The organism is Kosakonia sp. PSU_27 (assembly GCF_039409795.1).
Taxonomy (GTDB): domain Bacteria; phylum Pseudomonadota; class Gammaproteobacteria; order Enterobacterales; family Enterobacteriaceae; genus Kosakonia.
In genome coordinates, this window is the sequence record NZ_JBCIVK010000005.1 from 350,869 (window position 1) to 367,038 (window position 16,170).

Here is a 16,170-nt window from a genome sequence, read left to right on the forward strand (position 1 = left end):
GATCACCCTTCTTTTCCGACCCAGGTATCCAGCTCCGTTAGAACAAAATTATAAATGGCGAGTTTTGTTTGCTCATAACGCAATTCTTTTACTTCGCTCTTGCTCTTAAAAAACTTGAATACCTTATATCCGATAAAACCTAAAGCGCCCCCTAAGGGAATAAAGGGAACAGCAACGAGAAAAGCCCCACTGACTGCCGCTCCAATTGCTCCCGAAGCGGCTAGCCCATATCCCACATCATTCTTATACGCTTCAAAACCTCTTTTTTGCTCCAGCTTACCCTCCCCGAATACTACAGCCTTACTTCCATCGCTCCCGAAACAGGCACCATTGATATTGACAATATTGGATATCTGCGATAGATACATCTTAGAGTACCGATTTTCATCGGGATCCCCAATAAATATCACATTGCTTCGTCCGGAGAGGGTCGGCATATTTTGCCTATAGAGTTCAAGAGTCCAAGCCGCACTATCAAACCCATCCACCTTCGATATTTCATGCTGCAATGCAATAGCTAATCCCTCATAAACCTCTGGATAAACAACAATCACTTGCTTACTCGAGAACATCATAAACTCCAATATTTAATTTTTAATTAAAATAGTTTCCAAACTCAAATCATCTAAAAAATCTCGAATTGCTCTTTTTCTCATTACCCATTGACATACCGCAAAGCACACGAGCAGCGAATTACATAACAGTTTAGCGACTCCTCCCCTGATCTTATCCAGCAATAGTAGACACGCTTTTACCTGACAACATTGATAAACATACATTTTTCATTATAAACAGTTGGTTATATGTATCACTGGTGCAGTGAAATGCGGTCAAAAACGTGCTGCGTGGGCAGAATGTGGACACCCATAAACCTATCCCAGGAATCGGTGAACAGGTACGCTGTACGCGTTTTGTGAGCCGAATAATTTTTTCCCATTAGTCAAAAAGAACTCAGATTGCAATAGTGCCTTACAAGTAACGTACTTCCAATGCTCAAAAGTATAGAGTGAGTTTGATTCTTTTTGTTTATTGAAATTATCATTAAGTATATCTATCTCACTGGAAATAACTTTTCGTAAAGATAACTTGTAACGAATTGATGCACGGACGATGTCTTGTATTTTCCTCATTGCCAACTCTTCATAAGTTTTTATTATTTCATGCTTCTCAAGATGCAATCTGAGCCTTTCAAACTCACATGTCCCTTGATGAAATCTTAAATCACTTGGCATAAAAACAATCCGCTTATTTCTCTCTTCAAACTCAGCATGCAACCACGTACCCTGATAAAAGTTATCGAAAAATGGATGGATGAGTTGCTGTTCTGGAGCTAATGGATCCCACTGACTTTTCTTGCCATTACAGATATAGCATGCCGGATAAAGATTATAGTGTGAAATTGAAAGCGATGGATATAATTCTTTTGGCAAGTAATGATCAAGCGTCTCAGCATCTCCATGGAAACAAATTTGACATTTATTTTCATAAGTTCTATTTAATAAAAGCTCATAGAAATATCGGCCTGCACGTTTCTTCCCAACAAGCTTATCCTCATAAAGATTTATTAAATCTTTTTTATCAATACCTTTACTAACCGATTCATCTTTATATAAATAATAAATCCCATAAGCTGCATGAATTTGAAAGCTACGGTGACAAGCCCTTAAATATGAATTAATTGCAACCTCATCTTTTGTCAACTCTCTTTTTCGTTTTCCCGACACACATAATTTATACACATCATCAAAGGTATATTCCATTTATCTTATCCTTTAATTGTCGCGTAAATAACAGCCCTGCCTTCCAGTCCTACTTGGTTCTCATACATAGAGAGAACCCGTTCAACACTTTTTGACTCTAATGAATCCTTTTCAAGGAGTGCGTAAAACCCTGTTTTACGCAAATCAAGGCTGAAAACTTCAGCAGTAATTTCACCAACGCTTTCACCAAATGTTTCGATATTCGGGCGACGTACATTAATTTTACCATCATTAATATGATGTAACTTCCAAGTACATAATCTTGGTATCTCCTGAAGAACAACAGGGGAGTGTGTCGCCATTATAGCCATCCCATTATTTTCCGTTAATAATGTTGATAGCGTCCGTATAAATGCAGATAGCAAAGGAGGATGTAAATGATTTTCAGGCTCATCAAATAGACATATTGTTTTATTTTCAACCAACTCCACCACATGAGTCAAATAGTATAATACCGCAGCATGCCCAGAACTTAACGTCTTAAATAAAGAAGTCGCCTGTTCTATTAGAGTATGTTCATTTTCAAGTTCCGCTAGTTCACTCAAACTTAATTCTCTAAAGTTCACATCTAATTGAAGATGTTCCATAACCTTGAGCCATGATTGTTTTCTGACCTCAGAACCTAGCAAACACCCATTTAATGAATCAGCAAATTCTCTTGCAAGATCTTCATCAATGTCCTTTGGTTTTAGTGTTTCAGTATCATAAAGCCCGATATATTTTTTCTTGGTTCTGTCTCTCCGTATTTTGGAGTCATTAAATTCTACATGTTCAAATGGCTTATCAAATACACTTAACGAAAAATACAGCAACTGTCCAAAGTCATATGCATGAATATCATCTCCATTGGGTTTTGTGACAATACCATCAGCTTTATCGATATGGTTCACAATCCTTCTCAATAAATGACTTTTACCAACACCGTTACGTCCGATTACAACATGTATATTACTGGGAGGCTTTGAATTTGGAACAACAGAGAAATCGATTTCACTACCTTCATCTAAATTAAGAGTAAAACCAAATTTTTTAAGTGCTACTCCAGTTGATATTATATCTTTAAACTGCCCTTTTATTGTTGACACACTTACATATCGAGTCAGCGAATCAATAAGGACCGTTTCAGAAATTGACTCTTCAAATATATTCTCATCATAAACAATGTCACGTAAAGAAGATAAGACATTAACTTTCACATTATCATTTAAAGCATCCAGACTCTGATAATACTCCGGAGATTGCCCTAAAGAGAAAAAATCATCTGGAAGATAGTCAAACTCCGCTGGTAAATATTTTACAGTACGTTGCCCTACCTCTTGTTTCTTAAACCCGATCTTGACTTCTCCGATTTCACTAATGCCTGTGGGAGTGCAGAAGTGAAGATAAAATGTTGTCACGAATGAAAAATCATTCCACCCTGTATTTGGAGTAAGGCAAAAATATCCTTCAGCACTTCGAGTAGGATTTCCAACTTTGAATTTCATACATTTCCCTTTATGTCAAGAAGTAGAATTTACATACTCTCTATTTATACACCATTGCTAATGGATTAAGCTCCACGGCTGCTTCAAGATGGTCAGGTGCAAAATGAGCATATCGCATTGTTTCACGTATATTTGCATGGCCCAAAATTCGCTGTAGCACCAGAATATTCCTCCCATTCATCATAAAGTGACTTGCAAAAGTATGACGCAATACATGTGTCTTCTGCCCTTCGACTAACTGTATACCGGCAGACGTGACCAGATTGTCAGCCTGCGTTTGCAGATCGCCATAAATCGACGCGAGCGATTCATCGACCTGTTTCAGTGACAGGCTAAACTCAATTTTTCTGGTCGCGCCGTCGCTGAATAACTCACTGTGCGTGTGGGTCACTTTATCGATGATATACATGCCGTGGATCATGCATTCCGTCAATCAACGGCCACGCGCGCCCCTAATCAGCCATCAGCTCAATGGTCGTGAGTGACAGACGACCGCCGGTGATTTCAGGATAAAGCACTCCCGAAAGCGTGCGCGAGGTTTCCCCCTCCCCGAGAAACTGATAAGCCGGTGGTTTGCCGATGCGGTCGTTTGATGCCCAGCGGTAATCCTTTGAATACTGCATCGACTGATGCGGCAGCGTGCGGCGCTCAACTCCTCACAATTCCGGTAAGGATCACCGGCCTTGTTCACGGTTCTCAATAAAATCGGTCATGAGCACTCCTCCAGTCAACTTTCACACACTACCAGTCATTGAAGGCAGGAGTGAAAATAGGATCCCTGCCGTGCTTACTGTTTGCCCCAAATCACAATGCATTAATCAACGGGAGCGGGTCACCGGATTTACCTGGCTCCGCTGCCTGCGTAACTATGATCCTACCCGCGTAATGTGGACACGGTGCTAAGCGAGATTCTTGTTTTCAAATTGTTCCGGGCTGAGTCCGCCACAGGCAATGTGACGACGCCACCGATTGTAATCGCACTCGATATAATTGAACACCGTCGTTCGCCATCGCCTCCCGGCTGGTAAAGCGCTCACCATGGATACATTCCACTTTCAGTGAGTGGAAGAAGCTTTCCGAACAGGCATTGTCGTAACAACAGCCCTTAGCGCTCATGCTCCCGTGCAGATTATGTCGCTTCAGTAGGACCTGATAATCCGCTGAACAGTACTGCCCACCACGGTCGGTGTGAACGATGACATTTTCGGGTCGTTTACGCCGCCACAGCGCCATTTGCAGCGCATTACAGGCAAGCTGTGCGGTCATTCGTGATGACATTGACCAGCCGATAACCGTCTTAATCACCACCGCCAGATACAGCCAGCCTTCATCAGTGCGAAGATACGTGATGTCGCCTGCCCACTTCTGGTTCGGACCGCTGGCATAAAAATCCTGTCTCAGCAGGTTCTCAGACACCGGCAGACCATGTCCACGGTAGCTGACCGGGCTGAATTTCCGGGCTGCTTTTGCCCGGAGCCCCTGACGGCGCAGGCTCGCTGCGATAGTTTTAACGTTATATTCCGGCAACTCATCTGCAAGACGGGGCGCACCATAACGCTGTTTTACTTCTCTGAAGGCTTTACTGACTGCCGCATCACAGACCTGACGGAACTGCTGCCGATGATTCAGTTGATGGCGGCGCTGGCACCAGGCATACTAGCCGCTGCAGGCCACGCACAGCACACGACACATCGCTTTTATGCTGAACTCTGCCCGATGATTTTCGATGAAGACATCCTTCATTTCAGGCGCTTCGCGAAGTATGTCGCGGCCTTTTGGAGAATGGCCAGTTCCTCGTCCCGTTCAGCCAGCAGACGTTTAAGGCGGGCAATTTCAACCGATTGCTGCTGCTCCCGCTCAGAGCCGGACAGGGTCTGCTGTTGCTTCTTACGCCAGGCGTAAAGTTGTGATTCATACAGGCTGAGTTCACGGGCAGCGGCGGCTACGCCGATGCGTTCGGCGAGTTTCAGGGCTTCCTAACGGAACTCGGGTGTGTGCTGTTTGCGGGCTTCTTATTCGCTGATGCTGGTTTTGTCATGAGTCACCTCTAGTTGAGAGTTTACTCACTTAGTCGTGTGTCCACTATTCACCAAAATCTACCAGACCAAAGAGAGTAACTTTACTGTTGCCGTCATAGATCCAGATGAAGATTTTAGTCACCTTCCGGAAGTTTATATTCTCAGGAGGCCAGAAAAGTTTATTAGTATAGCCCTTCCACACATCAGTAGTTTTCAGAGATTATGTCTTGTAAATCAAGACACCGCTGACTGGAATCCACAGTATCCCCCAGCAGTAATTGAGATGCTAGATCACCTTATACGGCAAGCCCTGAATAATGCTGTCTCTGCTGGAGATCTGCGACAAATGGAATTTCAGGGGGAATTTGTAAATTATTGGGATGGGCTTATTGATGCCTATATCTATGGGAATGCAGGTGTACTTTCAAGTGAAGATTTCTCCTACAGATCCCTGCAAGCTGTAACCTCAAGTGGAGGACAAGCTAGCAAGGAAATAGTTATATTCACTGACTCCCAGCAAAGGGACGATTGGTACAGGCTACGAAACCAAGAATTAACTCTGGAAAAAGACAGCAATGTGACAATTGTCAGAGTAGCTCATAACGATTTAGCTCCTGTCAGATGGCCTCCAGAATCACTTAGCGAAGTTTTTGATTGGCTTAAATCTGCTGACCTTGCTGCCCATGATTCCCTCGCGAGAGGAATACTCAAAAATTTAACTAAAGACAAACAGATCGCTTTACTGGATATCGCTAATGAGGGAATAATTGGTTTTGAGATCAACTTTCAGTCAAGTGCACGTACTGTCTTGCAACACCACGCCCAAAGAAAAACCAAGCCTGGTGGAAAAAAGAATGGGCAAAAGCTTCGTTCAGTCCTCCCGATGTTAAGAGCAAAACACGCAACAAGTGCAATACTGCGCCTGAGTGTTCGTTCAATAAGCAGACAAGAAATACAACAAAGAAACCGCGTTGTCCCTCTAGATCTTGAGAATAAGAAAATCCTAATAATCGGCTGTGGAACAATCGGGGGCTTTGCTGCCCAACTACTGACTAAAGTTGGTGCCGGACGAGGAAGCATAGGCAAACTAACCCTCTGCGATGGAGATTTCTTATCGCCAGGTAATCTTAGCAGGAATGCTCTACCAGCAACTTATATAGGCTGGAATAAATCGGAAGCTTTGAGTGAATATCTAAAACGAGACGCCTTAGGTCGTCTGAACATCCATGCACTGCCATATCGTATGGAAATGAAAGAAGAAAAGATTCATGGCTATGATATTGTAATTGATGCAACAGGACATGCACCCACAGGTAAAATGCTTAGCCATTTAATGCGCAGCTCGCCTCGACGTCCACCTTTTCTCATTCAAGGGTATAACGACGCCTATGGTATGGCATCTGTTGTGATGATCGATGATGGGAAGGCCTGTTATGGCTGTACTCAACAGCTTACGGTACTCAGCGAATCCAACAAGCCCCCCTCACCCTATCGTAACTCTTGTGGCAGCGTTTTTACGCCTTATGACGCAAGTGTGAGTACAATCACAGCAGCACTGATTCAGGAAGCTGTTTTGAATACTCTCAATGAAAAACTACCATGGACTTACGCTCAGCATTCAACAGGTAAAGTTGTACATCATAAACGACGAAAGCTAGCCAAACATGGAGGTTGTAGTGTTTGCTCCTGATCTCAATTCCGAGCTGGTCCTAAGAAATCAGAGCGGAGGATTGGTTATTGTTGAAACCGCTGCTCTGAGAGCTTTAAATAAATATCGCCAATTGCATAAGAATCAGTGCGAACAAGGTGGGGTTCTAATCGGAGAAGTTCGCCCACCTCATATAATCATCACTCATATCACAGAACCAGGCCCTGCTGATGTTGCAACTCGCTTTGGCTTTACTCGTAAAAAACAGCACCATCAACATCAAGTTGACCAACACTGGTTAACGTCTGGCGGCTTCCTTACCTATATAGGCGAATGGCACACACACCCTGAACCAAATTCAACGCCGTCTGGCATCGATCTTTCAAGCTGGAGAAAAGGGTTACCCTACGACAGACCATCTATCGTAGTTATCATTGGTCAGCAACTTGACTGGTGGGGTTATTATGAGAAAGGCAAATGCTTAATACTCGCCAATGAACATGCGGGTTGACTTGCTCTATCCAGAATCACGGAGCTTCCTTGGCTGATAAAAGCAGCCACATCGAACCATAAATTTGACACGAGTTTTGAAAATCCCCGTGTCCTTGGTTCGATTCCGAGTCCGGGCACCACTAATTTAAAGAACCCGCCCAAAAGGCGGGTTTTTGTTTTTCAGGGTTCCCGTAGATTTCTGGTCGTGCTGAACCCAGACGCCACAACCCAACTCTTCCATCCTGTCTTAGCATTGCCCCTTAGTGATTTTCTGCCCCTCCGGTCTCGCTACCATCGTTTGGCAGGAGGTAAACTGGCGGTGCTCATTATTTGTCTCCCCGATGTATTTCATCACCACGAGGCGTTAAAGGTGATGCGCACAGTCGGCGGCAGATGCGAATGCGCAGGCTGTTCAATCCCTTTGATTTCAGATGCCGGAAAGCCCATCCCCGAGTGTGGCCGAAAACGTACCGGTTCATGACGTACCTGCCAGGTACTGCCCGTAACGGGTTTGTCCGGCTGGCTCTGCTCCAGCAACTGGCAGAAGCGGTAAAAGTTGATATATGGCAGCCGGTCCCCCAGTTGCGCTATCAGCCGGGCAGACGCGGACTGTGATTCTCTTTCCACCGGATGCATTTTCCTTCTGGCTGAACAATGAGGGTGAGCTGGTTAAACTGGTTCATATCGGCATACAGAGCAAAGAACCGGTTGAGCATTTCACCGAACAGGTGAATATCGCCCTCGCCGGTGAAGCCGTTGCTGTCGAGGGTCACTTCGATATCCAGCCCCCGCAGCAGGTAGCCCTGCTCAAAACGTTGCAGGCGGTGGTGCTCCACATGCTGAATCGCCTCCAGACGCCGGGTGTTCAGCTCATCGTCCTGCCAGTTATAGAGTGCCAGCGTCCCGCGCAGCACTTCGGCAGTGCTCATCATATTCAGAAACCCGGATCCCAGGTGGCTCAGAACCCGCCAGTGGAAACGGTCTTCGGAAGGCGGATAGACTGGCAGCGTTGGTTTGCAGAGGTTGCGTACTGAAAGTTGTGTACTGACCATCTGCTCACAGCGATCAAGCAGCGTGCTCTGTAGCGCACGGCGCGGCAGCTGGCCATTGGTGCCGGTGATTTGCAGCGACACGGCTTCGCGCTCAAACAGGCGGTCATCTTCCCACTGGTGTCCCCCAAGGATAAGCCAGGTGTCATACAGACCAGTCACGCTGCGCTTCACGCGGGTGTGGTAGTAACGGGGTGGTGCATGACGGCGCATCATCCCGCCCTTGTGCCTGAAGCTGCTGAACGGCACATACTCTGCGTCATTGGTCCGGTTTGAGCCAGTGACCGAATCAACCGAATAAATCTCGGTATTTCCGTCCTGCAGTCGTTTAGGACGCAGCAGATATTCGCTTTCAAGCCCGGTGATGGTGAGAGGGTCAGCCTCCAGCGTAAACAGGTTAATCACCGGTACACAGTGCAGACGAACCGCGTCATCGGTGACCGGCAGGTCAGACGGCCATGGCGTACTGAACACCACTTCAATATCAAAATACTCGACCCCTGGTGGCGGCTTAATGCCGTCCAGGCCGTTGAGGTGGACGAACATAAACTTGTCGCGGAAGGTGAAATATTCCAGCAACAGCTGGTAGCCGCTGAACGCGGTATCGCCCTTCGGCCACAGCCCGTCCTCTTCGGCAAATCCTCCCGGTGAGAAGTACCCGTCGAGGCGAATGCGGTCAGTCTGCCCGGGCAGGCGCATATACAGCACAGCCTGCCGTTTGGTCAGCATCAGGTGCAGTTGGCTGCTGACGGGCGCATCCGCGCCGAGATAGAGACTCAGGTGACTAAGGTTCGCATGGGACCAGTCCGCCTGGGTGCTGCAGGCAAAACGCATCCGCAGCAACGAGCGCCCGTCCGGCTCAGTGGTCATGGTCACCCCAGAGATATTCAGCGGGTTGAGCATCACATCGCGGGTTGTGCGGTAACGGCAGACCGTGTTTTTCGGTCCCACCGGGCGGGAGTACACTTCCAGACCTGCGGGAATCACTTCTGCCATTTTAACGGCCTGAAGCGCAGGCGTGAACGCTACCACCGAGAGTGACGGAATAGTCCGCAGGTAATGCGGCCAGAGCATACTGACCAGCCCTTCGGTCAGTTCCGGCAGGTCGTCGTCAATCTTCTCCCGCAGCCGTCCCATCGAAAAAGCAAAGCCTTCGAACAGGCGCTCGACATAGGGATCGGGTGTGCCAGCTTTATCCAGGTCGAGCATCGCTGCACGATCGGGATGGGTTTGCGCAAACTCTTTCGCGGCTTCACGCAGGTAGCGCATTTCTGCATCGAAATAGCGCAGGGTCTGATCTTTCATATGCGTTCCAGCAGGAGTTAGCCCTAGTGTTGTTGCCCGATGATTAGGCGTAGAAACGTGAGGGAGACAGGGAAAAATACGATATCTGCAGCAAGTGCCACAGGTGTGAGCACAATGTTGGTAGCAAGATTCTTCGGATAAAAATCAGTTTCATTATCGATCATGTAAAATTCAACTTTATACTTTCGCTCCAGTGACTCGGTATTGGTAAATGTATAATTGAGACTTTTCCTTGGAAGAACCATGCCCTCAATATTGACGTCTTTCCAGTATCCCCCTTTCGTGCTCTGGAAGCCTGAATGCCTAATGACTCCTATATCGTTTTCTGAAAGCTCACCTGCACTTTTATTAACCCAGACACGTAACGAATCCTTAAAGCGAAAGACAGCATCCCCTTTTACAGGACGAGCCAACTGAAGCTTGAGCGTATTTTCTTCTTTACCTGCAATCAGTGGGATTTTGTCTGTTAATTTGTTTAAAGACAGTAACTCGTCAGCCCCCCTTGTCAGAATATAGACATTTTTCTCACCTAAAAATGCAATACCTTTCGAAGGAATAATCAGAGGTATATTGGTCTTATCCTGAACAACAGAAGCGGAAATATTTTCGTATTGAAAAATATCGGTGACATCATCCTGCATTTTCATAACATTCACCAGATGACTACCTGAGACTTTATTTCCACCCCACAAAATTGCAGTACACCCGGACAGTAACAGCACCATGACAATGCATGCTGAAGATTTAGTTATTTTCATGAATATTTATATTCCTAAAATCATTAATATCACCGGCATCATTTCCGGCACACATTTCTTTGCATTAACCGCACAGGACCGCCGCGCGGGCAGGATCGATAGCAATTAGCCCAGCAAGTAACTGATCCATTACCTGTGTAAGACGGATCTTATCAGCTTCACTGCGGCCGGCTTTCAGACGCAGGAGTTTCAGATGGCGGGCCTGCACCTCGAACAACAGCTCAGGCTCCCAGTCACTGAGGGTCACTACACGGGCACGATCACCCAGATCCGCAAACAGGTGTACCGCCAGGTCATTTTTACCGTACTGCTCAGCAATTCGGCCCATCAGCAGACGCAACCGCCACTTCTGACGATCGGTGGTCATACCTGGCCGGGTCTGTAACCAGACCAATGCGGCATCCGGGCCTTTACTGTCTGCCAGCGCCACCGCTTCCGACTCCAGCGCCAGAATGTCATCGTTACCGACGGTGGCTGGGGCGAATGGAGTGTCGCTGCCCCAGTTGCCGACGGTGTCCAGCACGCTCTGCTGGATCCAATTCAGCGTCACTTCGTCCGCAAACGGTGTACCGTCACTGAATGCCAGCGTCTCAAGCCCGGACAGTCGGGACAGCAGCCCTTTCAGATCAGCGGCGACAATGTCGGCCAGCGTCTGCTGGCCGGATTTCGTCAGCGCCTGGTGGATATACCACTGCAAATCCAGCCACAGGTGATTGGCGCCGCGGGAAAATGTGCTCTCGGCCGTTTCCAGCATTTCAGCCCAGTTCTGCTGCAGGTAGAGACGTTTGAGTAACGCGCGTTGATCCGCCCTTGGCGGCTCGATGCGTGTACGCCCCTGCGCATCCGGGGCCGGGATGGCCCGCAGTGTGTCGTGACGCAGGCTCTTCATTAGATGGTGTGCTGACAGCCAGCCATCCGGCTGCTCGCGCAGATATTCGCTGAGAGTGCGAGCCTGGGCCAGCAAATCCTGACCGGAGGTGATCCGCCCGATGGCTGGGGCATCACTGTGGCTGGCAGCCGAAAGGGTATCGCTGGTACTGGCGTTCTGCGGTACCACCGCATCCACGCCCCCGGCTTTCTGCAGGCGGCTTTCCAGCGCGCCGTACAGCGCATTAAGTTCCGGACGGGTTTCATCCGGCTCATTTTCGGTAAGCCCGGCAATCAGCAGCAGCGCCCCGGTAGTACGCATCGCATCGATCCTGACCACTTCCGGGTACAGGGAAAGCGAGTCGGTCATACGCGATCCTGCCAGCCATTCCAGTGCAGCCTTACGGCTGCGGTCACGCTGCGGGTGCAGTTGTGCTCCAAAGCGTTCAAGCAGACCTGCCAGCAGTTCGAGCCCTTCTGCCAGTCCCCGTTCGCCTTCACGATGCAGTTTTGCCCAGCAATACCAGGTCGCCACACGGATATCTTTGGCTGTAGTAGTCAGTAATTTTTCCGCAAGCTGGCAGATAAGCTCTGTATTTGCTCCAGAGAGTTTATTGATTTCCTCGCGTATCTGCTGGAAATCATCGTCATAGCTGGGATCATCACCGACAGACGATGATCCCGGCAGCAACTGCAGCCAGTTATCCCACTGCGCTACACGCTCACGGGCGGCGGCAATCAGGGAGGCTTGCTCTGCCTGGCAGGCACTGAGTAAGGCATTGAGCGTGCTCATCAGTAGACCTCATCTGCATCACTGTTCGCACTGGCGACCTGGTCTGACGCTGCAACTCCGGTGGGGCTGAAGATGGTTTCCGGCAGTCGGAAATTACGCAGTTTCAGCAGCGCCAGGGGGCCTTCGCCAGCTTCGGTACGCAGGGTGTAATTAAGTGTGCGGCCGTCCTGTGCCTTCCAGCTCAGGCTGTAGCTGGTTCCCATGCCCGGGTAGGCACTGACGGCGGCTTTATCGAGCAGGCGGATCCAGCCCCAGCTACCCGGAATATCTGCGTACTGACGGGTCCCGACCTGCGTGCTTATCCAGCTCAGATTCGCACCGGGTGCTTCCGTATCCGCAGGCCAGGTGAAGCACTTCCATGTGGGCAACTGATTCACATAGGTCAGCTTCTGGCTGTCGATAATCATGTCTGTCTGCATCACACCGCCTGCCGTCCCCGGACGCAGCTCGAAGTTCATCCCGGCATTGCCTTCGGTGAAGGCCACATCCGAGATATGACTCAGGGTATTGATGGCATTGAGGAACGCCGGGTTAAAGGTCAGCCCCTGCGAGTTAATGCTGTCCGGTACCCAGTGATTACCTTCTTTGTGCAGCACGCCCTTGAGACGGGTCTGCAGGAACTGCGCGATACGCCCGGAATCCGCATTGAGGTATTTAGCCAACAGCGGCAGGGAAACATCACTGCTGGAGTTATTGAACGGATAACGGCCACCAAAGGCACTGTTCCACTCAGCCACCACCGCCTGCTGCCACTGGGCATTGAGGCTGTCGGCCGCCGGTGTCAGTACCTGCTGCCAGGCCTGCTCCATCGGATGCACAAATACCGTGCGACCAAAACCGCTCCACTCCTGACCCAGCCCGGCAGCAATCAGGCTGCCATAGTCACGGGTTTCGGTGAGGTCCACGGCTTTGCCCTGGAATACTGTCTGGGCGATGGTCTGGGTCATTGCCTGCGGATCCGCGGCATTGGTTACCTGTTGTAGACGCAAACGCACCTGCGTCACGCGGGTCAGGTATGACTGCAGACTCTGTTCCTGGGCACCCGTGCGGCCTTTGACCATCAGCGCCAGCACCGGGCCAAAGGTCGCATCCAGCGGGCCATGAACGCCAGCACTCTGGTCAATGGCATCTTTGTTATCACCACCGAGCAGATTTTTGGCTGATTTCACCAGGGAGTCTGAAATCGCCTCGCCAGTCTGCCCGGTGCGCCCCTGCACGTTCAGGGTGTTCATTAGCGCCACCAGAGGTGACTGACGCACATCGGCCATCAGGGTCAGCTGGTCAATAGAGTCCGACAGTGTGGCGGCCTGGTTCCAGCGCAGGCTGTTGAGAAACGCCAGCCATGCCCCGCCGAAGTCTGCAAAGTAACGCTCCGTAAGGCGCTGTTTCAGCGCTTCCGGCGAGGTCTCGTCCTGTTTATTTACCTGACGCTTGCTGTCGGTCAGCACCCAGTCGAGCTCGTCCCGGCGTGCCTTCACCACCTTCTCGATAGTGGGCTGCACGGCCTGCTCCCAGGCCTGACGGGTAAACATCCCGGGTACAATTTCGGTGGTGCTGAACAGGCGGGCAGCATCGGTATCACCAGTCATATCTTCAAGACGCATATCGACATACAGACGCGCCACCTGTGAAAGCATTTTCTGATACAGGGTCGATTCACTGTTACGCACGCCCATCACCGCCCCACAGTAACAGCGTGCCTCGGTCTTCCTGCCAGAACTGAGCTGTAAGACCTGGGGTCAGTTGCTCCACCTCAGAGGCAGTACCGGTTATCAACAGGATGCGGGTTTTACGGCCCCAGCGACGACCGTAGAGGTTACGCATGGCGTCACGGATAGTATCAACGGTGGCATTGCGTGGCGGAGTCCGTGCAACTCTTGATTCATCAGAAGGCAACGCATTGTTCTTCTGTTCTCGCCAGCGATGATACTTTTCCCGCATGAACCGGAACATGAACGGGGTAGAGAAAACAATCAGCAAGACTATCCAAACGGCAACAAATGCAAGCACTTGCTTCAGTCGGGTATCAAGGCCATGCAAAGGGCCAAAATGAAGGATCAAGGCCACTATAATTGCTGAGATGCAGGCTAATATGCCGGCTAGCCCCCCTCTGCTCCATGAACTACCCGGCATCATTATTTTCACTCCCTGAGGTAACAGTACTGACAAAACAATCAGCACCCTGGTTCTGCAATATCAGGATCAAATCAATATCGAAAACGGGATTTTTAAGGCGCTCCTCGAGCCAGGCAAAAGAAAGGGCTTCAAAACATGAAATCGAACCTGTTAGCGCACGCCCAGGATAAATTTTTCTCCATGATTTGCGAAACCGGGTCTCGAAGTCCGACGAAACCATGTCGCTCACAATAGTGACGTTGAATGGTACTGTCGCAGGCAACATTGAGATCGCGTTTTGTACACCGGCCAGCCCCAGTTCGAGCAAGGAGGTAGAATTCACCGATTGCGCATCAAAATGGCTAGTCAATGAAAAAAATTGCGGTGCATCTGCAGCATTAGATTTAGCAACGGCGTCAGAAGTCACTCCGGAAGGTAGCAGTATGCTGCTTCCAAGTACGGCCAGATAGCGTCCAGCCCAGGCCTCCCACTGTTGCTGTCCATATTCAGCTTCCTTCTGCAAAAACTGATGTTCATTGACTGTTCTGCCCCACAGCCATCCCCGCACACAAAACAGGAAAAACCAGCCAAGAACCGGGCTGGATGCCAGCCACCAGATATTGAATACAGCCAGTGCTTTAACCATGCCTGACGCATGCAGGATAAACAGCAAAATACCCACAACGGTGACCCCACCCCCTGCAAACAGCCATCCCGTAAAAGATGGCTCTGGAGGCAACTCCATCATTGTTGCTTTCGTCCTTTCCCAGGCCATTGATTATCCTACTGTGCTGTTCTGCGCACTTGAAATTACAGTACAACCGCACTGACATTTGCAGCCATCGACGACAACAGCACGACCGTTAAATGTCCGGTGCGGTGATCCCTCAACAATTGAATTCTTTCCATGCCCATCAACCGGACAACTCACCAAATCACCCGCTAACGCGGCTTTTTTCCCATCGACAGTAATATTGGAAGAGGTGGAGATCACTTTTCCGCCGCGAGAAGTCTTGTCACCAAGCAAAACTAAGCCTTTTGTCATGTTGAATCCTCGAACAATAAATAAGAATCAATTAACGTTCATTTTGTCGACCTTATCAAAATCAGGAAAAGCGTTCTTTCAGGAGCAACACTTCCGTCCGATAAATATTTTTTTGGATATTTATATTTTATTTTATTTTATTTTCCAGCCCAACATACCTTGTTATTTTCCCCTCATCTATTTCAGGGGAAAGTTTCACAGAACTAATGTCACCAACACGCAATGATAGAAAGTCTCTCTTACCAAATAGCGATAAGCTATTCTCTCCCCCTCAACTTTTCTTTTTTATATAAGGGTAATATTTAGGGGATAAATCTACATCTTCAGTGACAAAGGTAAATTATCCATTGCAAGAAGCATAATTATCAAAAGCGAGAGTCACACCTACCGCCGTACCAGGAACAAGATCTTTGCCAAGATGTATCGCGTCTATATACTCGATACCGAAATTGACCGCACTCAACGTCCATTTACATGAGCCACCACCAGCCATAGCAACTTTTGCTTTCAAAATATCCCCGTTATCTTGCCGCATGAGGCCCCCAATAACGTTATAGCTTGGCTCTGTGATAATTGAGCCATCAAATCCACTGATTCTTTTTTTCATGCATTCATGCGAGATGTATCGGACCTCAAGCGGAAACGGTTTAGTGTAATGAGAGGGATTGTGAACTTCTATAGCTATAAAATTGGCTTCTACAAGCTGCGAGAGTACTCAATTGGTCACTCGACTGCACCCTCCAGCCATAAAAACTGCCAGAAGCAGCATCATTAACTTTATCCTAGTAAGCAAAATCACGTCTCCCTCAAAGAGAAAAAACAAAGCTGATTAGTAG

General features: G+C 48.6%; 11 protein-coding genes and 5 pseudogenes. 2 read left to right on the top strand and 14 right to left on the bottom strand.

Annotated elements, in window-relative coordinates; all coding sequences use genetic code 11:
* Window positions 1-2: 2 nt before the first annotated feature.
* From AAIG26_RS14630 to AAIG26_RS14655, 6 genes and pseudogenes are all read right to left on the bottom strand, one after another.
* Complete coding sequence (locus AAIG26_RS14630; RefSeq protein WP_343180838.1) at window positions 3-575, bottom strand: hypothetical protein; 573 nt, start codon at window positions 573-575, stop codon at window positions 3-5.
* 297 nt (window positions 576-872) lie between these two features.
* Window positions 873-1,760, bottom strand: coding sequence for an HNH endonuclease (locus AAIG26_RS14635; protein WP_343180839.1), 888 nt, complete (start codon window positions 1,758-1,760; stop codon window positions 873-875).
* A gap of 5 nt (window positions 1,761-1,765) precedes the next feature.
* A complete protein-coding gene (locus AAIG26_RS14640) occupies window positions 1,766-3,244 on the bottom strand; it encodes an AAA family ATPase (protein ID WP_343180840.1) in 1,479 nt (492 codons plus the stop codon).
* Between the two features lie 40 nt (window positions 3,245-3,284).
* Window positions 3,285-3,488: pseudogene (locus AAIG26_RS14645) on the bottom strand (tyrosine-type recombinase/integrase); the annotation flags it as partial.
* Window positions 3,489-3,867: pseudogene (locus AAIG26_RS14650) on the bottom strand (phage tail protein); the annotation flags it as partial.
* 276 nt (window positions 3,868-4,143) lie between these two features.
* A pseudogene (locus AAIG26_RS14655) lies at window positions 4,144-5,282 on the bottom strand (IS3 family transposase).
* 35 nt (window positions 5,283-5,317) lie between these two features.
* Here AAIG26_RS14655 and AAIG26_RS14660 point away from each other — a divergent pair.
* Together AAIG26_RS14660 and AAIG26_RS14665 are read left to right on the top strand one after the other, a co-directional pair.
* Complete coding sequence (locus AAIG26_RS14660) at window positions 5,318-6,952, top strand: ThiF family adenylyltransferase (protein WP_343180841.1); 1,635 nt, start codon at window positions 5,318-5,320, stop codon at window positions 6,950-6,952.
* Window positions 6,939-7,421 (top strand): Mov34/MPN/PAD-1 family protein, encoded by a 483-nt coding sequence (locus tag AAIG26_RS14665; RefSeq protein ID WP_343180842.1) that lies wholly within the window; start codon window positions 6,939-6,941, stop codon window positions 7,419-7,421. The genes AAIG26_RS14660 and AAIG26_RS14665 overlap by 14 nt, the downstream gene beginning before the upstream one ends.
* Before the next feature lie 347 nt (window positions 7,422-7,768).
* On the opposite strand, the pseudogene AAIG26_RS14670 reads toward AAIG26_RS14665, so the two are convergent.
* From AAIG26_RS14670 to AAIG26_RS14705, 8 genes and pseudogenes are all read right to left on the bottom strand, one after another.
* A pseudogene (locus tag AAIG26_RS14670) lies at window positions 7,769-8,038 on the bottom strand (type VI secretion system baseplate subunit TssG); the annotation flags it as partial.
* Window positions 7,993-9,756: a type VI secretion system baseplate subunit TssF gene (gene tssF, locus AAIG26_RS14675; RefSeq protein WP_343180843.1), complete on the bottom strand. Its 1,764-nt coding sequence runs from the start codon at window positions 9,754-9,756 to the stop codon at window positions 7,993-7,995. The pseudogene AAIG26_RS14670 and the gene tssF, both read right to left, overlap by 46 nt.
* Window positions 9,757-9,779: 23 nt before the next feature.
* Window positions 9,780-10,514, bottom strand: coding sequence for a hypothetical protein (locus AAIG26_RS14680; protein WP_343180844.1), 735 nt, complete (start codon window positions 10,512-10,514; stop codon window positions 9,780-9,782).
* 64 nt (window positions 10,515-10,578) lie between these two features.
* Window positions 10,579-12,174 carry a type VI secretion system protein TssA gene (gene tssA, locus AAIG26_RS14685; protein WP_343180845.1) on the bottom strand — a complete coding sequence of 532 codons (1,596 nt, stop codon included), beginning with the start codon at window positions 12,172-12,174 and terminating at the stop codon, window positions 10,579-10,581.
* Window positions 12,174-14,310 (bottom strand): annotated as a pseudogene (locus tag AAIG26_RS14690) (ImcF-related family protein). Before AAIG26_RS14690 ends, tssA begins: the two are co-directional and overlap by 1 nt.
* Window positions 14,297-15,037 carry a hypothetical protein gene (locus AAIG26_RS14695; RefSeq protein ID WP_343182138.1) on the bottom strand — a complete coding sequence of 247 codons (741 nt, stop codon included), beginning with the start codon at window positions 15,035-15,037 and terminating at the stop codon, window positions 14,297-14,299. The pseudogene AAIG26_RS14690 and the gene AAIG26_RS14695 overlap by 14 nt, the downstream one beginning before the upstream one ends.
* Window positions 15,038-15,067: 30 nt before the next feature.
* Window positions 15,068-15,334, bottom strand: coding sequence for a PAAR domain-containing protein (locus AAIG26_RS14700; protein WP_343180847.1), 267 nt, complete (start codon window positions 15,332-15,334; stop codon window positions 15,068-15,070).
* 340 nt (window positions 15,335-15,674) lie between these two features.
* Window positions 15,675-15,941: a hypothetical protein gene (locus tag AAIG26_RS14705; RefSeq protein WP_343180848.1), complete on the bottom strand. Its 267-nt coding sequence runs from the start codon at window positions 15,939-15,941 to the stop codon at window positions 15,675-15,677.
* Window positions 15,942-16,170: the final 229 nt, after the last annotated feature.

Coding starts and splice junctions, on each gene's coding strand:
- AAIG26_RS14705 (WP_343180848.1), bottom strand. CDS start 15,941: ATGAAAAAAAGAATCAGTGGATTTGATGGCTCAATTATCACAGAGCCA.
- AAIG26_RS14695 (WP_343182138.1), bottom strand. CDS start 15,037: ATGATGGAGTTGCCTCCAGAGCCATCTTTTACGGGATGGCTGTTTGCA.
- AAIG26_RS14700 (WP_343180847.1), bottom strand. CDS start 15,334: ATGACAAAAGGCTTAGTTTTGCTTGGTGACAAGACTTCTCGCGGCGGA.
- AAIG26_RS14630 (WP_343180838.1), bottom strand. CDS start 575: ATGATGTTCTCGAGTAAGCAAGTGATTGTTGTTTATCCAGAGGTTTAT.
- AAIG26_RS14635 (WP_343180839.1), bottom strand. CDS start 1,760: ATGGAATATACCTTTGATGATGTGTATAAATTATGTGTGTCGGGAAAA.
- AAIG26_RS14640 (WP_343180840.1), bottom strand. CDS start 3,244: ATGAAATTCAAAGTTGGAAATCCTACTCGAAGTGCTGAAGGATATTTT.
- tssA (WP_343180845.1), bottom strand. CDS start 12,174: ATGAGCACGCTCAATGCCTTACTCAGTGCCTGCCAGGCAGAGCAAGCC.
- tssF (WP_343180843.1), bottom strand. CDS start 9,756: ATGAAAGATCAGACCCTGCGCTATTTCGATGCAGAAATGCGCTACCTG.
- AAIG26_RS14680 (WP_343180844.1), bottom strand. CDS start 10,514: ATGAAAATAACTAAATCTTCAGCATGCATTGTCATGGTGCTGTTACTG.